General features: G+C 71.3%; 23 protein-coding genes and 1 tRNA gene. 8 read left to right on the top strand and 16 right to left on the bottom strand.

What is annotated here, in order from left to right; all coding sequences use genetic code 11:
- Window position 1 precedes the first annotated feature (1 nt).
- From kdpF to ACFVHI_RS28545, 9 genes are all read right to left on the bottom strand, one after another.
- Window positions 2-91 (bottom strand): K(+)-transporting ATPase subunit F, encoded by a 90-nt coding sequence (gene kdpF / locus ACFVHI_RS28585; protein ID WP_037971201.1) that lies wholly within the window; start codon window positions 89-91, stop codon window positions 2-4.
- A 421-nt stretch (window positions 92-512) separates the two neighbouring features.
- Window positions 513-2,510 (bottom strand): APC family permease, encoded by a 1,998-nt coding sequence (locus tag ACFVHI_RS28580; protein ID WP_363369411.1) that lies wholly within the window; start codon window positions 2,508-2,510, stop codon window positions 513-515.
- A 308-nt stretch (window positions 2,511-2,818) separates the two neighbouring features.
- Window positions 2,819-4,651: an APC family permease gene (locus ACFVHI_RS28575; protein WP_380344137.1), complete on the bottom strand. Its 1,833-nt coding sequence runs from the start codon at window positions 4,649-4,651 to the stop codon at window positions 2,819-2,821.
- Window positions 4,652-5,300: 649 nt separating this feature from the next.
- Complete coding sequence (locus tag ACFVHI_RS28570) at window positions 5,301-5,771, bottom strand: hypothetical protein (protein WP_380344135.1); 471 nt, start codon at window positions 5,769-5,771, stop codon at window positions 5,301-5,303.
- A gap of 213 nt (window positions 5,772-5,984) precedes the next feature.
- Window positions 5,985-7,058, bottom strand: a complete 1,074-nt coding sequence (locus ACFVHI_RS28565; protein WP_380344132.1) for a Crp/Fnr family transcriptional regulator — start codon at window positions 7,056-7,058, stop codon at window positions 5,985-5,987.
- Entirely contained in the window at window positions 7,055-7,354 is a 300-nt protein-coding gene (locus ACFVHI_RS28560) for a hypothetical protein (RefSeq protein ID WP_380344129.1), read from the bottom strand. Before ACFVHI_RS28560 ends, ACFVHI_RS28565 begins: the two co-directional genes overlap by 4 nt.
- A gap of 503 nt (window positions 7,355-7,857) precedes the next feature.
- Window positions 7,858-8,544, bottom strand: coding sequence for an HAD family hydrolase (locus ACFVHI_RS28555; protein ID WP_380344127.1), 687 nt, complete (start codon window positions 8,542-8,544; stop codon window positions 7,858-7,860).
- On the bottom strand, window positions 8,541-8,855 hold the full coding sequence (locus ACFVHI_RS28550; RefSeq protein ID WP_380344124.1) for a hypothetical protein: 315 nt from the start codon (window positions 8,853-8,855) through the stop codon (window positions 8,541-8,543). The genes ACFVHI_RS28555 and ACFVHI_RS28550 overlap by 4 nt, the downstream gene beginning before the upstream one ends.
- Before the next feature lie 245 nt (window positions 8,856-9,100).
- Window positions 9,101-9,247, bottom strand: coding sequence for a hypothetical protein (locus ACFVHI_RS28545; RefSeq protein WP_380344122.1), 147 nt, complete (start codon window positions 9,245-9,247; stop codon window positions 9,101-9,103).
- 268 nt (window positions 9,248-9,515) lie between these two features.
- Between ACFVHI_RS28545 and ACFVHI_RS28540 the strand changes: the two genes are divergently transcribed.
- Window positions 9,516-9,659 carry a hypothetical protein gene (locus ACFVHI_RS28540; RefSeq protein WP_363374999.1) on the top strand — a complete coding sequence of 48 codons (144 nt, stop codon included), beginning with the start codon at window positions 9,516-9,518 and terminating at the stop codon, window positions 9,657-9,659.
- A 133-nt stretch (window positions 9,660-9,792) separates the two neighbouring features.
- Here the strand turns inward: ACFVHI_RS28540 and ACFVHI_RS28535 are convergent.
- Window positions 9,793-9,873: transfer RNA gene (locus ACFVHI_RS28535), tRNA-Tyr, on the bottom strand.
- A gap of 216 nt (window positions 9,874-10,089) precedes the next feature.
- Here ACFVHI_RS28535 and ACFVHI_RS28530 point away from each other — a divergent pair.
- Window positions 10,090-10,578, top strand: a complete 489-nt coding sequence (locus ACFVHI_RS28530; RefSeq protein ID WP_063348915.1) for a YajQ family cyclic di-GMP-binding protein — start codon at window positions 10,090-10,092, stop codon at window positions 10,576-10,578.
- A 78-nt stretch (window positions 10,579-10,656) separates the two neighbouring features.
- Here ACFVHI_RS28530 and ACFVHI_RS28525 read toward each other — a convergent pair whose 3' ends face one another.
- The 3 genes from ACFVHI_RS28525 to ACFVHI_RS28515 form a co-directional block, all read right to left on the bottom strand.
- The gene (locus tag ACFVHI_RS28525; protein ID WP_380344117.1) at window positions 10,657-11,202 is read right to left on the bottom strand and encodes a hypothetical protein; all 546 of its coding nucleotides are present in this window, start codon (window positions 11,200-11,202) and stop codon (window positions 10,657-10,659) included.
- A gap of 137 nt (window positions 11,203-11,339) precedes the next feature.
- Complete coding sequence (locus tag ACFVHI_RS28520) at window positions 11,340-11,831, bottom strand: hypothetical protein (RefSeq protein ID WP_380344114.1); 492 nt, start codon at window positions 11,829-11,831, stop codon at window positions 11,340-11,342.
- 42 nt (window positions 11,832-11,873) lie between these two features.
- Window positions 11,874-12,527 carry a transcriptional regulator gene (locus tag ACFVHI_RS28515; protein WP_159398490.1) on the bottom strand — a complete coding sequence of 218 codons (654 nt, stop codon included), beginning with the start codon at window positions 12,525-12,527 and terminating at the stop codon, window positions 11,874-11,876.
- A gap of 138 nt (window positions 12,528-12,665) precedes the next feature.
- Between ACFVHI_RS28515 and ACFVHI_RS28510 the strand changes: the two genes are divergently transcribed.
- The 5 genes from ACFVHI_RS28510 to mug all read left to right on the top strand — a co-directional run bounded on the left by ACFVHI_RS28510 (window position 12,666) and on the right by mug (window position 18,028).
- A complete protein-coding gene (locus tag ACFVHI_RS28510; protein ID WP_380344111.1) occupies window positions 12,666-14,018 on the top strand; it encodes an MFS transporter in 1,353 nt (450 codons plus the stop codon).
- Between the two features lie 379 nt (window positions 14,019-14,397).
- Window positions 14,398-15,825 (top strand): APC family permease, encoded by a 1,428-nt coding sequence (locus ACFVHI_RS28505; protein ID WP_380344146.1) that lies wholly within the window; start codon window positions 14,398-14,400, stop codon window positions 15,823-15,825.
- On the top strand, window positions 15,822-16,259 hold the full coding sequence (locus ACFVHI_RS28500) for a hypothetical protein (RefSeq protein ID WP_380344110.1): 438 nt from the start codon (window positions 15,822-15,824) through the stop codon (window positions 16,257-16,259). The genes ACFVHI_RS28505 and ACFVHI_RS28500 overlap by 4 nt, the downstream gene beginning before the upstream one ends.
- Before the next feature lie 207 nt (window positions 16,260-16,466).
- Entirely contained in the window at window positions 16,467-17,489 is a 1,023-nt protein-coding gene (locus tag ACFVHI_RS28495) for a phosphatase PAP2 family protein (RefSeq protein ID WP_063348911.1), read from the top strand.
- On the top strand, window positions 17,486-18,028 hold the full coding sequence (gene mug, locus ACFVHI_RS28490) for a G/U mismatch-specific DNA glycosylase (protein WP_063351322.1): 543 nt from the start codon (window positions 17,486-17,488) through the stop codon (window positions 18,026-18,028). Before ACFVHI_RS28495 ends, mug begins: the two co-directional genes overlap by 4 nt.
- A 57-nt stretch (window positions 18,029-18,085) precedes the next feature.
- On the opposite strand, the gene ACFVHI_RS28485 is transcribed toward mug, so the two are convergent.
- A complete protein-coding gene (locus ACFVHI_RS28485; protein ID WP_380344107.1) occupies window positions 18,086-18,985 on the bottom strand; it encodes a sigma-70 family RNA polymerase sigma factor in 900 nt (299 codons plus the stop codon).
- A gap of 73 nt (window positions 18,986-19,058) precedes the next feature.
- Here ACFVHI_RS28485 and ACFVHI_RS28480 point away from each other — a divergent pair, with 73 nt between their 5' ends.
- The gene (locus ACFVHI_RS28480) at window positions 19,059-19,745 is read left to right on the top strand and encodes an NAD(P)H-dependent oxidoreductase (protein WP_363374978.1); all 687 of its coding nucleotides are present in this window, start codon (window positions 19,059-19,061) and stop codon (window positions 19,743-19,745) included.
- Window position 19,746: 1 nt separating this feature from the next.
- Here the strand turns inward: ACFVHI_RS28480 and ACFVHI_RS28475 are convergent, their stop codons facing one another.
- Together ACFVHI_RS28475 and ACFVHI_RS28470 are read right to left on the bottom strand one after the other, a co-directional pair.
- Window positions 19,747-20,703, bottom strand: coding sequence for a M48 family metalloprotease (locus ACFVHI_RS28475; RefSeq protein ID WP_063348909.1), 957 nt, complete (start codon window positions 20,701-20,703; stop codon window positions 19,747-19,749).
- 3 nt (window positions 20,704-20,706) lie between these two features.
- Window positions 20,707-21,132 carry a BlaI/MecI/CopY family transcriptional regulator gene (locus ACFVHI_RS28470; protein WP_063348908.1) on the bottom strand — a complete coding sequence of 142 codons (426 nt, stop codon included), beginning with the start codon at window positions 21,130-21,132 and terminating at the stop codon, window positions 20,707-20,709.
- Window positions 21,133-21,313: the final 181 nt, after the last annotated feature.

Here is a 21,313-nt window from a genome sequence, read left to right as displayed (position 1 = left end):
GTCAGAACTTCTCCGGGAAGATCAGCGCCACGACGAGATAGCCGACGAGCGCGACGGCCACGATCAGACCTGCGATGTTCTCCGCGCTCACAGCTTCTCCACCCCCCGCGCGATCAGGGCGATGACGGCGAACACGGCGACCGTGACACCGACGTAGATGAGATCGGACATGGGCTCCACCAGAGCGGTTCGGGAGACTGCCGCGGGCGGGCCGGGGGCTTCGCGCGGCGCCGGCGGACGACCGGCAGATGCAGCAAAGCAGCCGTCAGAGGCGCGTTATGGCTCCCTGACGCCCTCCATACGGGTGACTGCGGGACGTTGACGCGACCTTGACGCCCGCTTCACCGGGCCGTGACCGTCGTCATCAGGCCGTGATCGGCCCGGCGCCGGAACGCCGGAAGCCCCGGGATTCCGGGGCTTCCGTACGGATGGGGGTGCGGGTGGGGGTGCGGACTCCTGCGGGCTTCGTGCGGGCGGGCCGGCGGGGGCCCGGAGGGCGGCTACTGCTCCGGTCAGACCTTCTCCGGCGCCGGGAGCCGCTCGTACCCGCTCCCCGGGGCCGGCTCGCCCCGGCGCACCGCGCCGGGCGCCCGGCGCGACGGGCCGCCCGCGCGCCCGGAGGAGGTCAGCTGCCACGGCACGCTGATCACCATCACGCCCGCCGTGAACAGCAGCCGGCTCTTCAGCCACAGCGCCGACTGGTTGTGCAGCAGGTGCTCCCACCAGCGGCCGACCACGTACTCCGGGATGAACACGGCGACCGCCTCCCGGGGGCTGTCCCGGCGGTGCTCCCGCACGTACGCCAGCACCGGCTTGGTGATCTCCCGGTACGGCGAGTCCAGCACCTTCAGCGGCACCCGGACGCCGGCCTCCGTCCACTGCCGCTCCAACTCCCCGGTGGCCTCCGGCTCCACCGCCACCGTCAGCGCCTCCAGCGAGTCCGGTCGGAACGCCTCCGCGTAGCCGAGCGCCCGCAGCGTCGGCTTGTGCAGCTTGGACACCAGCACGATCCCGTGCACCCGGGCGGGCCGCGCCGACTCGGCCTCCGGGTCGTCCACCGCCAGCTCGGCGGCGACGCCGTCGTAGTGCCGGCGGATGCCGCGCATCATCAGCCACAGCACCAGCGCGGCGACCACGGCCAGCCAGGCGCCCTGGGTGAACTTGGTGAGCAGCACGATCACCAGCACCAGTGCGGTGACGACCGCGCCGAAGGCGTTGATCACCCGGGAGCGCAGCGCCGAGCGGCGCACCGCCGGATCGGTCTCGGTGGCCAGCGCCCTGTTCCAGTGCCGGACCATGCCGATCTGGGACAGCGTGAAGGAGGTGAAGACGCCCAGGATGTACAGGTGGATCAGGCTGGTGACGTTCGCGTCGTACAGCCAGAGCAGCCCGCCGGCCACCACCGCGAGCGCGATGATGCCGTTGGAGAAGGCCAGCCGGTCCCCGCGGGTGTGCATCTGCCGGGGCAGGTAGCGGTGCTCGGCCAGGATCGACGCCAGCAGCGGGAAGCCGTTGAAGGCGGTGTTGGCGGCCAGGATCAGCACCAGCGCGGTGACCGCCTGGATCGCGTAGAACAGCACGCTGTGGTCGCCGCCGAAGATCGCCGCCGCGAGCTGGGCGATCACGGTCTGCTGGGGCGTGCTCGCACAGTCGCCGGGGAAGCCGGTCAGCCGGCAGGCGCCGCCCTCGGTGATGTGCACCTTGGCGATCAGCGCGAGGGCGGTGATGCCGGCGAACATCACCACGGCCGTGGTGCCCATCACGGCCATGGTGCGCGCGGCGTTCCTCGCCTTCGGCGCCCGGAACGCCGGGACGCCGTTGGAGATCGCCTCCACCCCGGTCAGCGCCGTACAGCCGGAGGCGAACGCCCGCAGGCCCAGCATCAGCAGACCGAGGCCGGCCACCGTGTCCTTGCCCTCCTCCGGGAGGATCCCGTACGAGGCGCTGGACGCCACCGGCGCGTCGCCGAGCGCGACCCGGACCAGCCCGGTGACCACCATCAGCAGGATGCCGCCGATGAACAGGTACGTCGGCGCGGCGAAGGCCTTGCCGGACTCCCGGACACCGCGCAGGTTCACCGCCATCAGCAGCAGCACGAAGCCCAGCGCCAGCCAGACCCGGTGACCGGCCAGCGAGGGCACCGCCGAGATGATGTTGTCCACCCCGGAGGCCACCGACACCGCGACCGTCATCACGTAGTCGACCAGCAGCGAGGCGGCCACCACCAGACCGGAGTTGGCGCCGAGGTTGCGGGACACCACCTCGTACGAGCCGCCGCCGCTCGGGTAGGCGTGCACCACCTGGCGGTAGGACATCACCACGACCGCCATCAGCGCGACCACACCGGCCGCGACCCACGGGGTCAGGTAGAGGAAGGCGGCGCCACCGACGGTGAGCACCAGCAGGATCTCCTGGGTCGCGTAGGCGACCGAGGAGAGCGGGTCGGAGGCGAAGATCGGCAGCGCCAGCCGCTTGGGCAGCAGCGTCTCGCCGAGCTCCTCGCTGCGCATGGCCCGGCCGATGACGAGGCGCTTGAGCGCCTGGGGCACGTTGAACACAAATGTGAGGTTAGGTCGGGAAAACGCAACGGAATTCGTTGTGGAGATCGCCCGGCACCCACCAGATCAAAGGCCTTCCCGCAGGTCAGAGCCGCTGCAGGCGGGTGAGCGCCGGGCGTATCGAGGGCGTCAAGAGTGCCCCGTTAAGACCGCGTCAAGATGCCAGGTTGTTATCAGGCGTCCAGGGTGTGGACGCCCACCGGGGCGCCTCCCCGGAAGCCCCGCCAGGCCGCCCGACACCTCGGCCGCACCGGCCCGGGTCACATCCGCATCCGCAGCCGGCAGACCACCGCGTCCGTGTGCCGGCGCAGCGCACGATCGATCACGGCGCCACGCCGGTTCTGCAGCGCCCGCTGCCACCAGCGGGCCGGCTCCACCTCCGGGATCAGCACCGTCAGCCGGTCGTAGGCGTGCTCCTCGCCGAGCCGGTTCACGAACGCGGCGATCGGCTGGCCCAGCCGGCGGCGGTCCTCCGGGATCTCCACCAGCGGCACGCCCGGCTGCCACAGCTCCCAGTCCCGCCGCAGCGCCTCCGCCTCGGACTGCTCGTGCACCACCGTCACCGCCAGGACCTCGTCGCCGAGCGACAGCGCCGCCGACAGGCCGTCCCGGGTCAGTCGGGTGATGGCCGTCACCGGCACGACGACCAGGCTGCGCTGGCGGGTCACCGCGCCCGGCACCCGGCCCAGCTCCAGCCGCTCGCCGATCAGCCCGTAGCTGCGGTGCACCGCCTCGAACAGCACCACCAGCAGCGGCAGCGCCACCACGATGCCCCAGGCGCCCTCGGTGAACTTGGTGCCGGTCACCACCACCGTCGCGACCCCGGTGAGCAGCGCGCCGAACCCGTTCAGCGCGGCCTTCCACACCCAACCGGCCGGCCGGTGCACGGACCAGTGCCGGACCATGCCGACCTGACAGATCGTGAACCCGACGAACACGCCGATCGAGAACAGCGGCACCAGGCTGTTCACGTCCCCGCCCGAGCCGACCAGCAGCGCCGCCGACACCAGGGCGAGGAACAGCACCCCGTGCCGGTGCACCTGGCGGTCGGCCCGCAGCGCGAACACGTGCGGCAGGTGGTTGTCCCGGGCGAGCAGGTGCAGCAGCACCGGCAGCCCGCCGAAAGAGGTGTTCGCGGCCAGCCCAAGCAGCACCACGGTGGCGAACTGGACGACGTAGAACGCGGCGCCGTGGCCGAGCGAGGCGTCGGCGAGCTGGGCCAGCACCGTGACGCCCTCCACCGGCTGGAGGTGGAAACGGCCGATCAGCACGGCCAGCCCGATCAGCATCACGCCGAGCAGGGCGCCGAGCGCCACCTCGGTGTGCTGCGCCCGCCTCACCCGCGGGGTCCGGAACGACGGGACGGCGTTCGCCACCGCCTCCACCCCGGTCAGCGCCGAACACCCGGCCGCGAACGCCTTGAGCAGCAGCAGCGCACCGACGGTCGTGGCGTTCTCGGCCAGCGTCGAGGCGTGGCCCGCGGCGGCCTCGGTGCTCGCCGGGCCGTCCCGGAACAAGCCGACCACGATGATCGCCAGGATCGACACCACGAAGACCGCCGTCGGCGCCATGAACCAGCGCGCCGACTCGGCGATCCCGCGCAGGTTCACCGCCGTCACCAGGGCCAGCACGCCCAGGCACAGCCAGACCCGGTCGTCGTACAGGCTCGGCACCGCCGAAGTCAGCGCCGCCACCCCCGCCGTCACCGAGACCGCCACGTTCAGGATGTAGTCGATCACCAGCGAGGCGGCCGCCGTCAGCGCCGTCCGCCGGCCCAGGTGCTCCTTCGCCACCGCGTACGCGCCGCCGCCGTCCGGGAACGCCGCGATCACCTGCCGGTACGACGCCACCAGCACACCCAGCAGCACCGCGATCGCCACCGTCACCGGCAGCGTGAAGCCCAGCCCGTACGCCCCGGCCGCGGCCAGCACCAGCACGATCGACTCCGGCCCGTACGCGACCGAGGCCATGGCATCCAACGACAGCGCCGCCAGACCGCCCAGCGCACTCAGCCGGTGCCGCTCGTCGCCCGCACCGGCGTCCGGCGGCTCGGGTTCAGCCATGACGGCCGGGGTGGTGATGGCGCTGGACATCGGACGGAACCTCCGCGATCGGTAGTTCCTCCGATCCTGCGGGCCGCACCCCTGCCCTTCCCCCGACCCCTACGCATTCCTGACGCCACCCCAGGAACCATTGACGGGCCCTTGACGCACCGCGGGAGAGCTCATGGCGGGGGGCGGTGGCGGGGATGGGTGGGCCGCTGTCCCGGCGGGCGCCGGTTGGGAAGACGACCAGCTCTTGCGAAGAACCCCCGGCGCGCCCTACGCACACCCGGGACACCACCACAATCACGCTGAACGGCCCCACCCACCCCCGCACCCACTCTGCTGCCTGCTGCCCGTAATTGCAAGCAATGCGCAATAAGTGCGCCCGGCGGCGCCGCGCCCCTCACGCGACGGGAAAACAACAACAGCCCCCGATCCGCGTCTCCGCAGATCGGGGGCTGTTCTCCATCCCGTGGCTGGTGCAGGCTTCGAACCTGCGCAGCTCACGCGGCAGATCTACAGGCCGCTAGCCAGGCACGCTCAGACCAGGCAACCCTCGCTCACGGACCGGATCTGGTCCGCCCCTGGTCCGGATCAAGGTCTCGACGACCTCTCCCGGCCCCACTCCCCCACACACCCGACGGGCCGGTCCGGGCAGCGCTCTCCGCTGCCCGGACCGGCCCTTCTGTGTTCCTGATCACGCTCCGCCAGCCGGGTTGCCAACGCCGAGGTCGAGCCGGGCCTGCGAGTGGTAAGCGTTGAGCAACTCGATCAGGACGGAGCCGTCGGGCACGCCGGCGTGCCCGCGGGCCGCGATCTCGGACTCCCACAGCGCGGCGTTCACCGCCTTCGCCACCGCCGCAGCGGCCGGACTCGCGAGCAGGACGAGCGTCTCGAAGAGCGCCGACCGCTGAATCTCCGCCTGCTCCATCGTGGCCAGGAAATCCGCCCGCGCCGTCGACCCCGCCTCGGCGTCGACAGCCCGCTTGGCCACCGCAGCAATCTCCTTCACACAGGTCGCGTACTGCACGTAAGTGTCGAGCTTCCGCTCGTCCCACCGCGCGGCCATCAACCGCCGATGCTTGGCCCGCTCCGCCCACCCGATGGCCACGAACGAGGTGATCGCCCCCAGCAGGACACCCACCAACGTGGCGATCTGAGTAATCACCACCCAGTACCTACCGACGCCACACACCCCGCAAAGAGCGCAGCCCCCGCAGCAAACTCGCTGCGGGGCCTGCCGAGCTACAGCCAAGGCTGGGAGAGAATCGGCAACAATTCACTTTTCAGGCCACGGCGGGGGCGCTAGGCGATCGACCCGAGAGCCCCCACAGAACCTAGGCCCATCGCAGGAATGGTGACGATAATGTTTCTTGTGGATTCAATTGATTCCTATCGAGGAAGTGACCCTAGCCAGGATTCTAGTCACTGCCTCGATGGAAGTTCCATGGACCTCCCCAATGAAATTATGGCCGCTACGAACCGGGGTGATCTCAAGCTCCTTCATTAGCATGCCGAACATCATTCGACATTGCTTTTGCGATCCAGAGTGAGAGAGAGCTCGATCCCATCCGGCCGGCGCTTGCTGGAATTCCCGCGAAAGGATAATCCGCAGGCCTCCACCCCTCACCAGGACGGCGATATGGGACCTGTCATCTGTCGGCTCCAGCTGGGGATCTAGCTGCTCCTCCTCAATCTCCGACTCGTACTCCTGCCCCAACTTTTCAGGCTTTATGACGATGATCTGCTTTCGCCCAACGGAGATAATTCCAGCCTTCTTGAGAACCGAGATCTGGTTTTCGATAGCTGGTCGGCTGAGCTTCAGCACGTTGGCCAGATCGCTCTGCGAGAGCCCGGAGATGATCCGGATACCGTCCGTTCTGTAGCTATGGAAACTCAGGTCCAGAAGGAGCCGGTTCACCCTTCGACTGGCGGGCTGGCCCGTCAGCTCATATTGCAGCTGCAGAGCTTGGAGGCGTGAGGTCAATACGCCACAGAGGACCTCCATCGATCCAGGGTAGGTCTGGAGGAACCCTCGAAATGCCGAGGCCGGCATGATCGCAGCCGTGCAATGTGTAAGAGCTCGCGCCAGGAATGTGTTCCTCGGATTGAAAAGTACACTATCTCCTACAAGGTCACCCGGCCCTCGAAGTGCCGTCCCTTCGGTCCCATCCGGGTAGTCGACGGCCTCGGTCACCCATCCCTCAAAGATCAAGGCAACGGCGAATCCACGCTCGCCCGGGCGGTTATCGAAGCCACTCAGAATATCACCGGGGGCGAATCGGTAGAGCGCCGACGTCCGACCGAATGCGCTTCGCTGATCGGAGCGAATACGCCGGAAGAATGAATGACTGGGCAGAGTTTCGGCGAGGTCCTCAACCCAGGATGGCACCCGCCGCACTCGACGACCGAGAGGTTGCTCGTTGTCGACGGGCGGGGCGGGCGGAAGGCTCATTCGACGCCCACCACGGGAGGTGTCTGCAGATCGGCATGAACCCCTGAGCACCCAATGCCCCTGACGGTGCGACCCAGAACACGGCTGGAGTCGACAGTGGAGGCCGAACTGGGTGCCCCGTTGAACTCCTTGATCACAGGCGGCAACGCAGTAATCAAGGCCGCGAGGGCGGAGATGACGACGGCAAGCCTGGTGGGGTTGCGAGCTAGCGTCTTGATGGCATAGGCCGCCGCCGCCGTCGCACTGAAGAAGATCAGCACGACAGGCAGCGCGGCCGGCGCCTGGCCGGAGAACACGAAGGAAGGTGTTCCTCTCTGACGTTGTTGCAGTTGATGGCGGGTTCTGACAGTCCGACACATGCCTTCCCAGTTCGGGTTGGTGGGCCCGATCCGATCGGATGACGTGTCAGCTACTGCCGCTGCTACAACGGTAGACGGTCGCTCCTTGACGGTGCCAATCCCCCCTTGCCGAATCCGCATCTCTATGGAGAAGATCTCCCATGCTTGCGGCTTTTTCCATAGATCTATGGATTCAGACGTGTGGTCTTCCTTTCAATCCATAGATCTATGGAAAAAAGTGCCACACTTCATTGTTGAATGGACGAGCTGACGTTGTTGCACCTTGGCGGGTTCGACGCTGAAGCATGGCGGATTGTCGCCGGGGGTGGTAGCCCGGCCAGTGAACAACCGCCCAACCGCGAGGCCCCGGCTCCAAGGAGTCGGGGCCTTCTGCGTCTCCTCACCAGCGGCAGGGCCAGCGCCCTGGGCACCACGAAGTCCGGCGCGCGCTGCGCTGACGTTCAGCCTAGAGCGTCGACAATGAGCCCCAAGGAAGCCACAGTCACCACGGCGCCAGCGGCGGCCAGCTTGACGTCCTTCCCAGGCTTGTTGGCGTAGCCGATCGTCGCGACTCCAGCAGCCGTACCGGCCTCGACATCGCGAGCCGCGTCGCCGATGAAAATGCAGCACTCCGGCCCAGTACCCGCAGCCGCCATGGCTTCGAGCAGGAGGCGCGGGCTCGGCTTCATGGAGGAGGGATCGCCCGGGGTACGGCCGAAGATGCCGGCCACGTAGTCGCTGAGGCCGTGCTCGGTGAGGTAAGCCTCAATGGCCGCGCCCGCGTTGTTGCTGACCACGGACACCAGGCGACCGGAGCGGGCAGCAGCGCGCAGGACCGATTCTCCGCCCGGGGTCGGGCGGGCTACCCGAACGGCTTCGGTCTCCAGCGCGGCCAACTCGGCGTCCGTGCTTTCCGTGAGCTCGGGTCGGGCGTCTGAGATCAGCCGGAGCAAGGCGAGTGAGTCGGTCTCCTTCTCCGCGCCAGCCGGGGCCTGCTCGCCAGCGGTGAGCAGGCTCTCGCGGAGTCGCCGCGCGACCTCCGGGGCGGGGAGGCCAGCGAAGACTGAGCACACCGGGCCGTCGAAGTCGAGGAGTACGTGCTTCACCGGCCGCAGCACGTCGGCGAGTTGCTGGGGGGTGGCGGTCATGGCTGCCGCTCGTAGGAGATCGTGCTCCACACGCTGTCGAACCGCATCTGGGCCTGCTGGACGTACTGCGATCCGAGCGAGGCGTCGTCCGGGCCGGCGGCGTGGTGGAACAGGGTGGTGTCCTTGCCGGTGACGTCGTAGAAGGTGTGGTCGGTGTCGTCGATCGTCACGGTGCGTTCGCGGAGCGGGTAGAAGCCGAAGAACGCCTCCGACCGGTTCAGGATGTACAGCTTGAACAGGCTGGACGCCCGGTGCACCTTGACCTGAACGCTCGCCTTCTGGACGAGGCCCAACTCGGCCAGCACCTCCACCGAGTGGCGATGCCGCCGCCGTTCATCAGGGCGATGTTGCGGGCACGCTGCCGGAGGGCCGCCTCGTCCTGGAGCCCGTCGACCAGGACCGGCACCGCCATGGGCGCCGTGGTGTCCGGCAGCAGCAGCCGGACCGTGATGGACTCCGGCGCCAGCCGACCGGAGCGGACCTTGTCGAGCGGCTCCTGCAGCGCGTTGTGAAGGGTCTCGCTGTAGAACCCGGCGAAGTCGAGGGTCACCTGCTGCTACTCGAAGGCCGCTTCGAGGTGAGGCCGCAGCCCGACCGGCCGGGAAGTGCGCTCCCGCACGAACGAGCCGCTCCCCTGCCGGGTCACGATCAGCCCCTCGGCGCGGAGCGGGTCGAGCGTCTTGTCCATCGTGCCGCGCGCCATGCCGAAGTGCTTCGCCAGTTCAGGGCCGGAGGGGAGTCACCGGTCTCGAAGCCCGGCTTCTTCATGAGGATCGAGGCCCGCAGAGAGCTGCCGACCTGCTGATACGGGGGCGAGAGTCATCCGGGTCTAGAGGGGCCGTCTGGCAGCGGGCCCGGGCCGAGGTGCTGGCGCCGGCCGACTGCGCGACGAAGCTCGGCAAGCGGCCGTACGACCTGCGGCACGCGGGGATCTCGCTCGGGCTGAACTCCGGAGTCGGCCCGACGGAGGCGTGGCCGTCATGCTGCGGGTCTACGCGAAGTGCCTGCACGGCACCGTCGAGTACGCGAACGAGTTGATCTCGAAGCGGCTCAACCGGAACCGTCCGGCGCCGCCGGCCCTGGGTCCTGGTCCGCAGCTGGTCCGTATGCGCTGATCAGCGCTGGGATTCGGGCGGAACAGAGTGAGACAAGCCGCTCAAATGGGGTGCCGCTCGTTCCTCGCTTCAAGAAAACGAAGAAGGGCCCGCAATCTGCGTTTCCGCAGATCACGGGCCCTTCTCTATCCTGTGGCTGGTGCAGGGTTCGAACCTGCGTAGCTTGCGCGGCAGATTTACAGTCTGCTCCCTTTGGCCGCTCGGGCAACCAGCCAGGATCTTGTCCCCCGGGGCGTACGCCCCGTTCGACTTCGTAAACAATACCTGATGCCGGGGGGTGCTCCGCCACTCGATAGGTCACGTGATGATCAAGGGCCACGGCGTGGCTGTCGGGGGCGGGGGCGGGGTGCCGCTGGATAGGCTGGGGAGGCGGACGCCCGGTGGGGCAGGCCGTGCCAGTGAAGCCAGAACATCAAGGAGACCAACACCCATGGCCGACTCCAGTTTCGACATCGTCTCGAAGGTCGAGTGGCAGGAGGTCGACAACGCGATCAACCAGACCTCCCGTGAGATCGCCACCCGTTTCGACTTCAAGGGCGTCGGCGGCGAGATCAGCCGCTCCGGCGAGAAGATCGAGATGAAGGCCAACGGCGAGGAGCGCGTGAAGGCCATCCTGGACGTCCTACAGGGCAAGTTCATCAAGCGCGGACTGTCGCTCAAGGCCCTGGACGCCGGTGAGCCGCAGCTGTCCGGCAAGGAGTACAAGATCTTCGCGGACATCAAGGAGGGCATCTCCACGGAGGATGCCAAGAAGGTCGCGAAGATCATCCGTGACGAGGGCCCGAAGGGCGTCAAGGCTCAGGTCCAGGGCGACGAGCTGCGGGTCAGTTCGAAGAGCCGCGACGACCTGCAGACCGTGCAGGCCCTGCTCAAGGGCAAGGACCTGGACTTCGCGATCCAGTACGTGAACTACCGCTGACCCCTGGAGGGTTGTGCGGCAGGGCCCCGCCCCCGGGAGTTTGAGCTCCAGGGGGCGGGGCCTTTCGCGTGGGTGGGGTCAGCCGGCGGCGGGGTGGGGGTGGGTGGCCGTGGCGAGGGCTTGGGCCTGGGCGCGCAGGGTGGCGAGCTGGTCCAGCAGGGTGGCCGGGCCGGAGGTCTTGGCCCGGGTCGGGGCGGTCGCCGTCGGGGCGGCCGGGAGCTGGGCGATCAGGCTCTGCAGGGTGGCCTGAAGGGTGGCGACGAGCTGCTGGACGGCTGCGGGGTCGGGGGTGGTGGACGTGGTCTCCGCGAGCAGGCCGGTGATCTGGTTGATGACGTCGCCGAGAGCCCCGAGGGCCGTGCTCGGGTCCGGGGTCGCGGGCGGGGCCGGGGCGGCGGGCACCGGGATGGCCGGCGGGGTCAGGTCGGCGGGCAGGGCCAGGTCCGCCGGCAGGAGCGGGGCGGCAGCCGCCAGGTCGGCGGGCACCGGGATGGCGGCGGGGTTCGGGGCGGAGGCGACGGTGGTGCGCGGGGCCGTGGCTTCGTGGCCGGCGGCGGACGCCGTGGTGACCACGGTCAGCGCGAGGGCCGCGATCAGCGCGGCGACCATCCGGGTGGCACGCATGGGTACTGCTTCCTCTCAAGTGCGAGGCAGGCGGGATCGCCTGCTCCACACGGTGGGGCAGCATTCCTGACGCAGCCACCGCAGTTACGCCGAACGGCGCGCGGCAGCTGGCCGACGATGAGCCACCCGACGACAGGTCAGTCGCCGGCCGCCCAGCCGCTGGTGCCGCGGTGGGCGGACAGGCCGACGGACTCGAACTCGTCCGCCCGGCCGGCCTCGGTACGGGCGCCGATCCGCCGCAGGGCGCGGGAGATCGGGGAGCCCTCGGGCGGGAAGGGTTCGAACTCGCCCTTGGTGAGAGGGCCGAGGACGATCCGGCCGTCCTCCCAGACGGCGGCGCGCTGGGTGCCGCTGCCGCCGAAGTACTCGGCCTCGACGCAGGCGATCGGGCCCGCCTTGGACCAGGCGGCCAACCGGAGTTCGAAGCCGCCCGGGTGCCAGCCGAAGCCGGCCGCCTCGGCGGGCTTCGTCGAGCCGCCGTCGGTCTGGAGGGCGGAGAGCACCGCGGGGGTGACCGGTATCAGGGCCAGCCCCTGCGCCAGCGGCACCACCCGGGCCGCCGAGGTTTCTGCCGCGGCCACCGCCAGCAGCTCGAATGTTCCTATCAGGGCCTGGAGTTCATAGGACATGCCGGTCATCGTGTCCCACCGCACCGACAGTCGGCGCGGAGTTTATGATTCCGTGCCCGGCTGGAGTCCGTAGAGCAGGGTGAAGACCGTCACGTCCACCGCGTCCTCGGCCGTGCTGGGTGCTTCCTCGTTCAGTTCGTCGATGACTGCGGCGAGTTGGGTCCGCAGCCGGATCAGCCGGTCCGGGCTGAGCCGCAGCGTCGAGTGCACGAACAGGCCGGGCGGCCCGACCGATCCGTCCCGGGGCGAGCTGAAGTCCAGCCGCCCGCCGAGGACCTGGGCCCGGAAGTCGCCGCGGACCCGGTCGATGGCGGCCAGGATGGCGTCGTACGCCTCGGAGCGGCCCGGGGAGTCGGCGGTGAACATCTCCGGGGCGAGCCGGATCGACTCCTGCGCGGCGGCGTAGCGGCTTTCGACGATGCCGGAGACCAGCCGGGTGCCGGCCACGATGACCAGCCCGGCCTTCTCCAGCTGCTTGATGTGCCGGTAGAGCTTGGTCTGCGGTTCGCCGAGCGCGGCGGCGATCTCCTTGGCGGTGAGCGGGCGTTCCTCGCCGGATTTCAGGGCGCCGAGGATGGCCAGCCGCAACGGGTCGGCCAGCGCCTTGAGCACGGCGACGTCGGCCACCTGGCGTTCCTTGACCCAGGTGGTGGGTTGCTCGCCGCCGTCGGCGGGTTCCAGATCGTGCTCGGCCACGGGCACCACCTTGGCAGATCGGCCGCGCCGCACGCAATCACGCTCTGGTGAGCGCTCACCCTTGCGCAAACAATCATGCTTCCGACATCATTCACGTCAACGTGAATGATGTCGGAAGCGCGAACGGCGGGGTGGGTCATGGCGGGGAACAGAACGGCGGCTGACGAGTCAAAGACGGCGGAGGAGGCGCTAGCGAAGGCCGAGGCGGCCACGCCGCCCGTCCCGCTGCGACGGAACCTGCGCTTCCAGGCGCTCTGGGCCGGCCAGGCCGCCGCGACGCTCGGCATGCGGATCGGCGACACCGCCTTCCCCCTGCTGGTCCTCGCGCTCACCGGTTCCTCCACCGCCGCCGGGGCCTTCGGGGCCGTACAGATGGTCACGACCCTGCTGCTGGGCGTCCACGGCGGTGTGGTCGCCGACCGCCTCGACCGCCGCCGGGTGCTGATCGCCTCCGACGCCGCCCGACTGCTCGTCACGGCGACCGTCCCGGTGGCCATGGCCTTCGACCGGCTGGCCCTGGCCCACCTGCTGCTCGTCGCCGCCGCCGTCGGGGCGACCATCGCGTACAGCGGCCCGATCCGGCTGCTGGCGCTGCGCTCGGTGGTGGCGCCGGAGCAGCTGCCGCAGGCGCTCGCCCAGGACGAGGCCCGGATGACCGGGGCCGCGCTGGCCGGTCCGCCGCTGGCCGGCTTCCTGTACGGGCTCGGCAGCGCGGTGCCGTTCCTCGGCACCGCGCTCGCCTCCCTGCTCGCGCTGGTGGCCGCGCTCGTGGTGCGCTTCCCCGGCCGCCCCGCCCCCGCACAACCGAGCGGCGAAGCCACCGCGCAGCCGAACCGCGAACCGGGCGGCGCAGAGCCGGCCCCCGAGTCCGGCGGCGCCCTGGCCGGGTTCCGCCTGCTCGCCGCCTCCCCGCTGCTGCGCTCCGCCCTGGCCGTCCTGCTGGTGGTCAACCTCGCCGGGACGGCCCTGATGCTGCCGGTGATGGTGCTGCTGCGGGACGGCGGCACGGGCAGCGCCGGGATCGGCCTGGCGCTGGCCGGCGAGGCGGTCGGGGCGCTGGCCGGAACGGTCCTGGTGTCCCGGCTGCACCGGCTGGCCGGGCCGGGCGTCCTGCTGCTGCTGGTGGCCTGGACCGCCGTGCCGGTGACGCTGGCGCCGCTGCTGCCGGGCGGGGTGGTCACCGTGTTCGCCGCGCTGTTCGTGGTGGGGATCGGCGTTCCGGCCCTGCGGGTGATGCTGGACCTGCTGGTGTTCCGGCAGGTGCCGGACGAGCTCCGCGGCCGGGTGATCGCGGCGACCATGACGCTGCTGACCGCGGGCATGCCGGCCGGGACGCTCGGCAGCGGCCTGCTGCTGGACCACCTCTCCCCCGCCGTCGCACTGACCGCGATCAGCGTCCTGCTCGCGGCCGCCCTGCTGCCCGCGACCGTGAGCCGTACGCTGCGTCGCGCCGCCTGGCCGGCCCCGCAGGATCCGGCGGCCCGCCCCTGACAGTCGCTCACCCGTGCGGGTGCACGCCGCATGCGGCGTCCTCGGCAACCGGGTGAACTGGCCGGGTACGGCCCGCCCCGGGGCCCTTCCCGGGCGGCGTCCGCGCGCGGGGCGCCTCCCGCCCGGGCGTCGCGCAGCCGACCGGGGCCGTACCGGAGGAGGACAGATGGGTTCCACGGACGCGCCCTCGCCCGGCCGGGGCGGCCCCGGCGAGGCCGCTGCCCCCGACGGTTCCAGCAGGTCCGGTGACCCGAGCGACCCTGGTGACCCGAGCAGCCCTGGTGAGCAGGGAGACCCCGGCGACCGGGCGAGCCCCGGCGCCCCGACCACCCGCGAGCGGACCGGCTCGGTGGCCGCCCGGGTGGTCACCGCCCCCCGGATGTCCTGGCTGACGCTCGCCCTGATGACCACGAGTTCGGTGGCCAGCCTGCGCTCCGCCCCGACCATGGCCGTCTACGGCCTGGCCTGCGTCTTCCTCTACCTCGTCCCGGCGCTGGTGTTCCTGCTGCCGACCGCGCTGGTCTCCGCCGAGCTGGCGTCCGGCTGGGAGGGCGGCGTCTACCGCTGGGTCTCGGAGGGCCTGTCGAAGCCGCTGGGCTTCCTCGCCGTCTGGTGCCAGTTCGCGATGACGATCTTCTACTACCCGTCGCTGCTGGCGTACGTGGCATCGACGATCGCGTACGTCGTGAACCCGAGGCTGGCCAGCAACGGCCCGTACACCGCCGTGGTGATCATGGTGCTGTACTGGACCGGCGTCTGGGTCTCCTCGCGCGGGACGAAGGCCGTGGCCGGCCTGTCCTCGATGGGCCTGGTGATCGGCACGCTGATCCCCGGCACGCTGCTGGTGGTGCTCGGCTTCGTCTTCCTCGGCCAGGGCAACGGCTCCGCCGCGCCGATGGACTCCGCGCACCTGCTGCCGCAGTGGGCCGGCCTGGCCAGCCTGGTGCTGATCGTCAACAACTTCCTCAGCTACTCCGGCATGGAGATGAACGCGGTGCACGTCTCCTCGCTGCGCAATCCGGCGCGGGAGTTCCCGCGCTCGATGTTCACCGCGTCCGCGATGGTGCTGCTGATCTTCATCCTGCCGGCACTGGCGATCAGCTGGGTGGTGCCGTCCAGCGAGCTGAGCCTGACGGCCGGCGTGATGCAGGCCTTCGACGCCTTCTTCCAGTACTTCGACATCGGCTGGCTCACCCCGGTGATCGCGGTGGCGCTGATCTCGGCCTCGCTCGGCGGCATGCTGACCTGGCTGGCCGGGCCGTCCAAGGGCCTGTTGATGATCTCCCGGCAGGAGGGCTACCTGCCGCCGTTCCTGCAGAAGCTGAACCGGGAGGGCGTCCAGCAGAACCTGCTGGTCGCCCAGGGTGTGGTCACCACGGCGATCGCCCTGCTGTACGCGCTGATCCCGAACGTCTCCAGCGCGTACTGGATCTTCTCGGTGATCACCACGCAGGTGTACCTGATCGTCTACCTGCTGATGTTCACCGCCGCGATCCGGCTGCGCCGCACCCGGCCGGACCACCCGCGCGGCTACCGGGCCCCGGCGCTGGTGCCGATCTGCGTGGTCGGGCTGCTCGCCTCGGCGTGCGCGATGGCGATCGGCTTCGTACCGTCCTCGCAGTTCGGCAGCGGCAGCGTCTGGACGTACATCGGGATCGTCGGCGGCGGTCTGCTGGTCCTCGGCCTGCTGGTCCCGTACCTGTTCCTGCGGCTGCGCAAGCCCGGCTGGCGCTCCCCGGAGGCGGCGGCGGAGCTGGCCGCGCAGGAGTCGGCCGAGCTGCGCGGCGCCGCGGGCGGTGCGGCATGACCACGAGCCTGATGGCCTCCCGGCACCGCTGGATCTACCTCGGGGCGATCGGGCTGCTGGTCGCGATGCTGATCACCGGCCTGCTCTCGTTCACCCGGCTGCACGCCACCGACCAGGCCGACCGCAAGGCCGGACAGCTCGCCCGGGCGCTGGGTTCGGCCGGCTATCCGGTGCCCGCGCGGGACCAGATCGTGCACACCCTGGGCGAGGACGGCGGCGCCGTCTGCGCGAACCCGTCGAACGCGCTGACCCAGGCGCAGTGGACGTCCGGCATGTCCAACGGCGCCGACGGGCCGGGCCAACGGCCGGTGCTGTCCGACCGCGACGCGGTGCGGGCCGAGGCGGTCGTGCTCTCGGTGTACTGCCCGGGCAGGCTCGCCGAGATCCAGGACAAGATCGACGACCTCAACTTGCAGGACACCGTCCGCAAGTAGCCCGCCCGGCTTTCGAGGAGGACCCGACCGTGCCTCGACCCTTCACCACCGAGGACTACACCCCGCACGAGCTGGGCTTCGTCTCATGACGGGGCCGTCACCCCGCTGCTCCGCCGTCAGAACGGCAGCCCGGCTGTGCGATTTTCTTACGAGGCAGTCATGGTTCACCCAGCGTCCTCCAAGTTTGCGTTGGTAGTTTCGGTGAGCATGACCAAGCTGCTCAGCCCGGCCCCGCCCACCCCGGCGCGGGCCGGGCGACTGCGACCCCTGACCGCCCGCCCCCGTCGTACCGGTCTGTCGAGACTCCGGCTGCTGGCCTGGCCGGTCTACCTGACCGCGCTCGTCTGGTTCCTGCGCACCCAGGGCATGGCCTTCGCCAACGACGTGGTGTTCCTGTGGCTGATCGGTGCCCTGCTGACGGCGGCCGTGCACAGCGGGCACGGCCGCCGCGGCTTCCTGCTGGTGCTGCGCGACTGGGTGCCGGTGATGGCCGCGGTCTGGACGTACTCGCTGCTGCGCGGCTACGGCGCGCACACCCCGTGGGCCCCGCACTGGCTGCCGCAACTGCGCGCCGACGAGGTGCTCGGCTTCGGCGAGACCTGGACCGTCCGGCTCCAGCACGCGCTGTGGACGCCCGGCTCGCCGCACTGGTACGACTACGCGGCGACCGTCGTCTACCTCTCGCACTTCTTCCTGGTCTTCGTCCTGCTCGCGGTGCTCTGGCGGCGCCGGCACGACCGGTTCCGCCAACTGCTCGCCTGCTACCTGCTGCTCACCTTCGCCGGCTTCGCCACGTACCTGCTCTACCCGGCCGACCCGCCGTGGCTGGTCGCCCAGGAGGGCCACCTGCCGGGGCTCACCCGGGTCGTGTGGGACGTGATCTCCACCAGCGGGCTGCCGCAGGCCAACTCGCTGGTCGAGAACGGCAGCCAGTTCGCCAACGACGTCGCCGCGATGCCCTCGCTGCACTCCGCCTACCCGGCGATGCTGCTGTTCTTCTTCTGGCCGACGGCCCGCCCCTGGCTGCGGGCACTGCTGGTCGCGTATCCGCTCGCGATGGCGTTCACCCTGGTGTACGGCGCCGAGCACTTCATCGTGGACATCTTCGCGGGCTGGGCGTACGCGGCGGTGGTGGTGTTGGGCCTGCGCCGGCTGCGGAACCGGCGTACCCGGCTCATCAGGGAGCGGGCAGACTTGGCCGGGTGCCGAACCAGCCCCTCCCTCCCGTGAAGCCCACCGCCGAACAGCTCCAGGCGGCCAAGGACACCACCATCCCGGACGTCACCGGGCCCGGACTGCGGGTGCTGTTCTGCGGCATCAACCCGGGCCTGTGGTCCGGCGCCACCGGGCACCACTTCGCCCGCCCCGGCAACCGCTTCTGGCCCGCCCTGCACCGCTCCGGCTTCACCGCGCGCCAGTTCCGCCCGGACGAGCAGGGCGAACTGCCCGCGCTCGGCCTGGGCATCACCAACGTCGCCCCGCGCACCACCGCCAAGGCCGACGAACTGACCGCCGAGGAACTGCGCGAGGGCGGCGCAGCGCTCACCGAGCGCGTGCTGCGGCTGCGCCCGCGCGTCCTGGCCGTGCTCGGCATCGGCGCCTACCGGACGGCCTTCGGGCAACGACGGGCCGCGATCGGCCGCCAGCCGGAGGGCATCGGCGACACCGCGGTGTGGGTGCTGCCCAACCCGAGCGGGCTCAACGCGCACTACACGCTGGACGCGCTGGCCGCCGAGTTCCGCCGGCTCCGGGACACCCTGGACGGCTGACGGCTGAGGGCTGACGACTGAGGGCTGACGGCCGCCGGATCCAGTGGCACGACCCGGTCACTCCGGCAGCACGGCCAGCTCCAGGGCGGCCAGCCGCGCCGGGTCGGCGACCACCTCGTAGCCGGCCACCCGGCCGTCCGCCACCGCCACCCGCAGCACCAGCCGCAACCGCCCGCCCGGGGCGATCACGATCCCCGGCACCCCGTCCACCAGCGCCACCGCGCCGAACCGGGCCCGCCGGCCGAACACCGTCGTCTCCCGGGCCACCGTCTCCGCGCCCCGGGCCACCAGGGAACGCCCGGCCGGCAGCGCGGCCGGATCGGCCCGGCGCACCACGTCCGGCGCCAGCACCGCCAGCAGCGCGGCCAGGTCCCCGCCCCGGGCGGCGGACAGGAACGCCTCCACCACCCGCCGGTGCCCGGCCAGCCGCTCCGGCGGCAGCGCGGCCGCCCCGCGCACCCGCTGCCGGGCCCGGCTGGCCAGCTTCTTGGCGGCCGCCGGGCTCCGGCCGACGATCGGCGCGATCTGCTCGAACGGCACCGCGAAGCCGTCGTGCAGCACGAAGGCGACCCGCTCGGCCGGCCCCAGCCGATCCAGCACGACCAGCAGCGCCCGGCCCACCGAGTCGACCAGCAGCGCCTCCCGCTCCGGATCCGCTCCCTCGGCCCCCGCGCCGGCCGCCGGATCCGGCAGGCCGTCCGGCAGCGCGTCGCCGGCCGCCTGCTCACGGCGCACCGCGCGGGCCCGCAGCACGTCCAGGCAGATCCGCGACACCACCGTGGTCAGCCAGCCCGGCAGGTTGTCCACCTCGTCCGGGCCGGCCCGGTCCAGCCGCAGCCATGCCTCCTGGACGGCCTCCTCCGCCTCCCCCGTCGACCCGAGCATCCGCTGGGCGACCGCCCGCAGCCGCCCCCGCTCGGCCTCGAACCGCGCCGCCAGCACCTCGTCCCGGTCCATCGGTCACCTTTCCTCGGCCCCGCCCGTCACACCGATGACGATCCACCCAGCACCGAAGTGACGGGAGAACGCTGTGACCACCACCACCCTGCTGCACCTGGACTCCAGCATCAGCCTCGGCGACTCGGTCAGCCGCGCGCTGACCGCCCGGTTCGCCGCCGCCTGGCGCGCCCGGCACGGCACCGCCGGCCGGTACGTCTACCGGGACCTCGCCGCCGAACCGGTCGCCGCGATCGGTGCCGGGTACGCCCTGCTCGGCCGCCGCGTCGAACGCAAGGGGACCATCCCGGTCTCCGACATCGCCGCCCTCGCCGAAGGCCCGGACGAGGAACACGAGTGGTCCCTCACCCACCCGCTGGTCGACCGGCTGCTCGCCGCCGACACCGTGCTGCTCGGCGTGCCGATGTACAACCTCACCGTCCCGGCCGTGTTCAAGGCCTGGATCGACCGGATCAGCTTCCCCGGCGTGTACACCGACCCGGCCACCGGCGAGAGCCTGCTGCGCCGCACCCGGGTCGTCGTCGCGGCCGCCCGCGGCGGCGGCTACGGCCCCGGCACCCCGCGCGAGGCCTTCGACTTCCAGACCCCGTACCTGCGGGCCTACTTCGCCAGGCTCGGCGTCCCGGCCGAGCACCTGCACATCGTCCCGGCCGAACTCACCCGCGCCGACGACATCCCCGCCCTGGCTGGGCTGCAGCCGCTCGCCGCGAAGTCCCTGGCCGACGCCGAGGCCGCCCTGGACGCGCTCGCCACCGCCTGATCTACAGCGGGGTGACGGCCTTCAGCACCACCAGCAGGGCCACGGCGGCGTTGAGCGCGCACAGCGCCGACGCCGCCGTACCGGCCGCGGCGACCATCGCGGCCAGGCCCGCCCGGGTCTTCGCCGGGGGCCAGTTGCGGGACGTCGGCACCGGGCCGAGCAGTGCGGCGACCCGGCGCGGCACCGGGCCGGGCGCGGGTGCCGGGGCGGCGAAGGCCGCGAAGCCGGGCGCCGGCGCCGCGTGCGACACCAGGGCCGCCCGGGCCACCGCCCGCGCGGTGATCCGGCGGTCCCCCACCTCCTGGGCCGACTCCTCGTCCGCCCAGCGCTCCGCGCTGAACGCCACCGCGTACTGCAGCGGCCGCAGGAACGGATTGACGCAGGCGGCCAGTTGGGTGGTCAGCAGGTACCGGTGGTGGCGGTGGCGCAGGTGTGCCCGCTCGTGCGCGAGCAGCGCCTCCCGCTCGTCCTCGGGCAGCCCGGCCAGCATCCCGGTGGAGACCACCACCCGCCCCGGCGAACCGGGCAGCGCGTACGCGTACGGGCTGCGGTCCGGCAGCACCGCGAGGTCGCCGGCCGACTCCGGCCCCGCCGGCAGCCCGGTCAGCGCCCGCCGGGCCCGGGAGCGCACCCGCAGGTGCCGGCCGACCGTCCGGACACAGGCCGCGGCCACCAGGACCAGCAGCCACATCGCGGCCGTCCCGAACGTCTCGTGGTACGGCAGCGCGGCCCGCACCTCCGGGTCGGACCAGCTGTCCGGCAGCGGGTTGCCGGGGATCTGCGCGGTGCCCACCACGCCGATCAGGCCGAGGCAGAGCACACTGCACACCGCCATCACCGCGCTGATCACGGTCATCAACCGGGCCGCACCGCGCGGGTGCAGGTGCTGCTCGGTGAGACGCGCGATCGGCACCGCGGTCAGCGGCAGGATGAGCGGGAGGAAGACGAAGAAGCCCACGGGTCAGCTCTCACGGTCGGCCGCTGCCGGATCGACGGACGCGGCGTCCAGCAGCGCCCGCAGCAGGTCCTCGTCGTGCGGGAGCAGCGCGCTCACGAAGCTGGCCAGGACGGCGTCCCGGTCCGCTTCTCCGTCGAGCATCCGGCGCATCCGCAGGGCCGCCAGCCCGGCCGCGTCGGAGGAGGCCTGCCACAGGTAGGAGCGGCCCGAACGGGACCGCGAGACGGCGCTCTTGGCATGCAGCCGGGACAGGATGGTCATCACGGTGGTGTACGCCAGGTCGCCCTCCAGGCGCTCCTGGACCCACCCCGCGGTGGCCGGGCCGGGCGCCTGCTGGAGCACAGCGAGCACCTGTGCCTCCAACTCGCCCTGGCCGCGCCGTCTGACGGGCGCTTCCGCGGCCGCCGAGGCGTGCCTCTCGTCTGCCATGACGGCCCACTCCCTCCGGATGTCGCGCCCCGTAGCCGGCGGGGCACGCGTTCATCCTAACGAGCGCGGGCCCGGCGCGAACCGGTTCGCGCCGGGCTTCCCGCCTCCACCGCCCTCGACGCGTCGCTCGAACGGCCCCGGCCCGGTTGCCTAGCGCCCCGGCCCGGCGGACGGTCGAAGT

It is taken from the genome of Kitasatospora sp. NPDC127121 (assembly GCF_042677305.1).
Lineage (GTDB): Bacteria > Actinomycetota > Actinomycetes > Streptomycetales > Streptomycetaceae > Kitasatospora.
Note: the sequence above shows the minus strand (reverse complement) of the source record. Positions and strands in the feature narration are given on the sequence as shown.

Excerpts from the sequence above, each read along its gene's own strand:
- ACFVHI_RS28500 (WP_380344110.1), top strand. The coding sequence starts at position 15,822 with ATGACCACGAGCCTGATGGCCTCCCGGCACCGCTGGATCTACCTCGGG.
- ACFVHI_RS28510 (WP_380344111.1), top strand. The coding sequence starts at position 12,666 with ATGGCGGGGAACAGAACGGCGGCTGACGAGTCAAAGACGGCGGAGGAG.
- ACFVHI_RS28485 (WP_380344107.1), bottom strand. The coding sequence starts at position 18,985 with ATGGACCGGGACGAGGTGCTGGCGGCGCGGTTCGAGGCCGAGCGGGGG.
- ACFVHI_RS28555 (WP_380344127.1), bottom strand. The coding sequence starts at position 8,544 with ATGACCGCCACCCCCCAGCAACTCGCCGACGTGCTGCGGCCGGTGAAG.
- ACFVHI_RS28575 (WP_380344137.1), bottom strand. The coding sequence starts at position 4,651 with ATGTCCAGCGCCATCACCACCCCGGCCGTCATGGCTGAACCCGAGCCG.
- ACFVHI_RS28580 (WP_363369411.1), bottom strand. The coding sequence starts at position 2,510 with ATGCGCAGCGAGGAGCTCGGCGAGACGCTGCTGCCCAAGCGGCTGGCG.
- ACFVHI_RS28530 (WP_063348915.1), top strand. The coding sequence starts at position 10,090 with ATGGCCGACTCCAGTTTCGACATCGTCTCGAAGGTCGAGTGGCAGGAG.
- ACFVHI_RS28565 (WP_380344132.1), bottom strand. The coding sequence starts at position 7,058 with ATGAGCCTTCCGCCCGCCCCGCCCGTCGACAACGAGCAACCTCTCGGT.
- ACFVHI_RS28505 (WP_380344146.1), top strand. The coding sequence starts at position 14,398 with ATGTCCTGGCTGACGCTCGCCCTGATGACCACGAGTTCGGTGGCCAGC.
- ACFVHI_RS28545 (WP_380344122.1), bottom strand. The coding sequence starts at position 9,247 with ATGGCGCGCGGCACGATGGACAAGACGCTCGACCCGCTCCGCGCCGAG.
- ACFVHI_RS28495 (WP_063348911.1), top strand. The coding sequence starts at position 16,467 with ATGACCAAGCTGCTCAGCCCGGCCCCGCCCACCCCGGCGCGGGCCGGG.
- ACFVHI_RS28525 (WP_380344117.1), bottom strand. The coding sequence starts at position 11,202 with ATGCGTGCCACCCGGATGGTCGCCGCGCTGATCGCGGCCCTCGCGCTG.
- ACFVHI_RS28520 (WP_380344114.1), bottom strand. The coding sequence starts at position 11,831 with ATGTCCTATGAACTCCAGGCCCTGATAGGAACATTCGAGCTGCTGGCG.
- ACFVHI_RS28470 (WP_063348908.1), bottom strand. The coding sequence starts at position 21,132 with ATGGCAGACGAGAGGCACGCCTCGGCGGCCGCGGAAGCGCCCGTCAGA.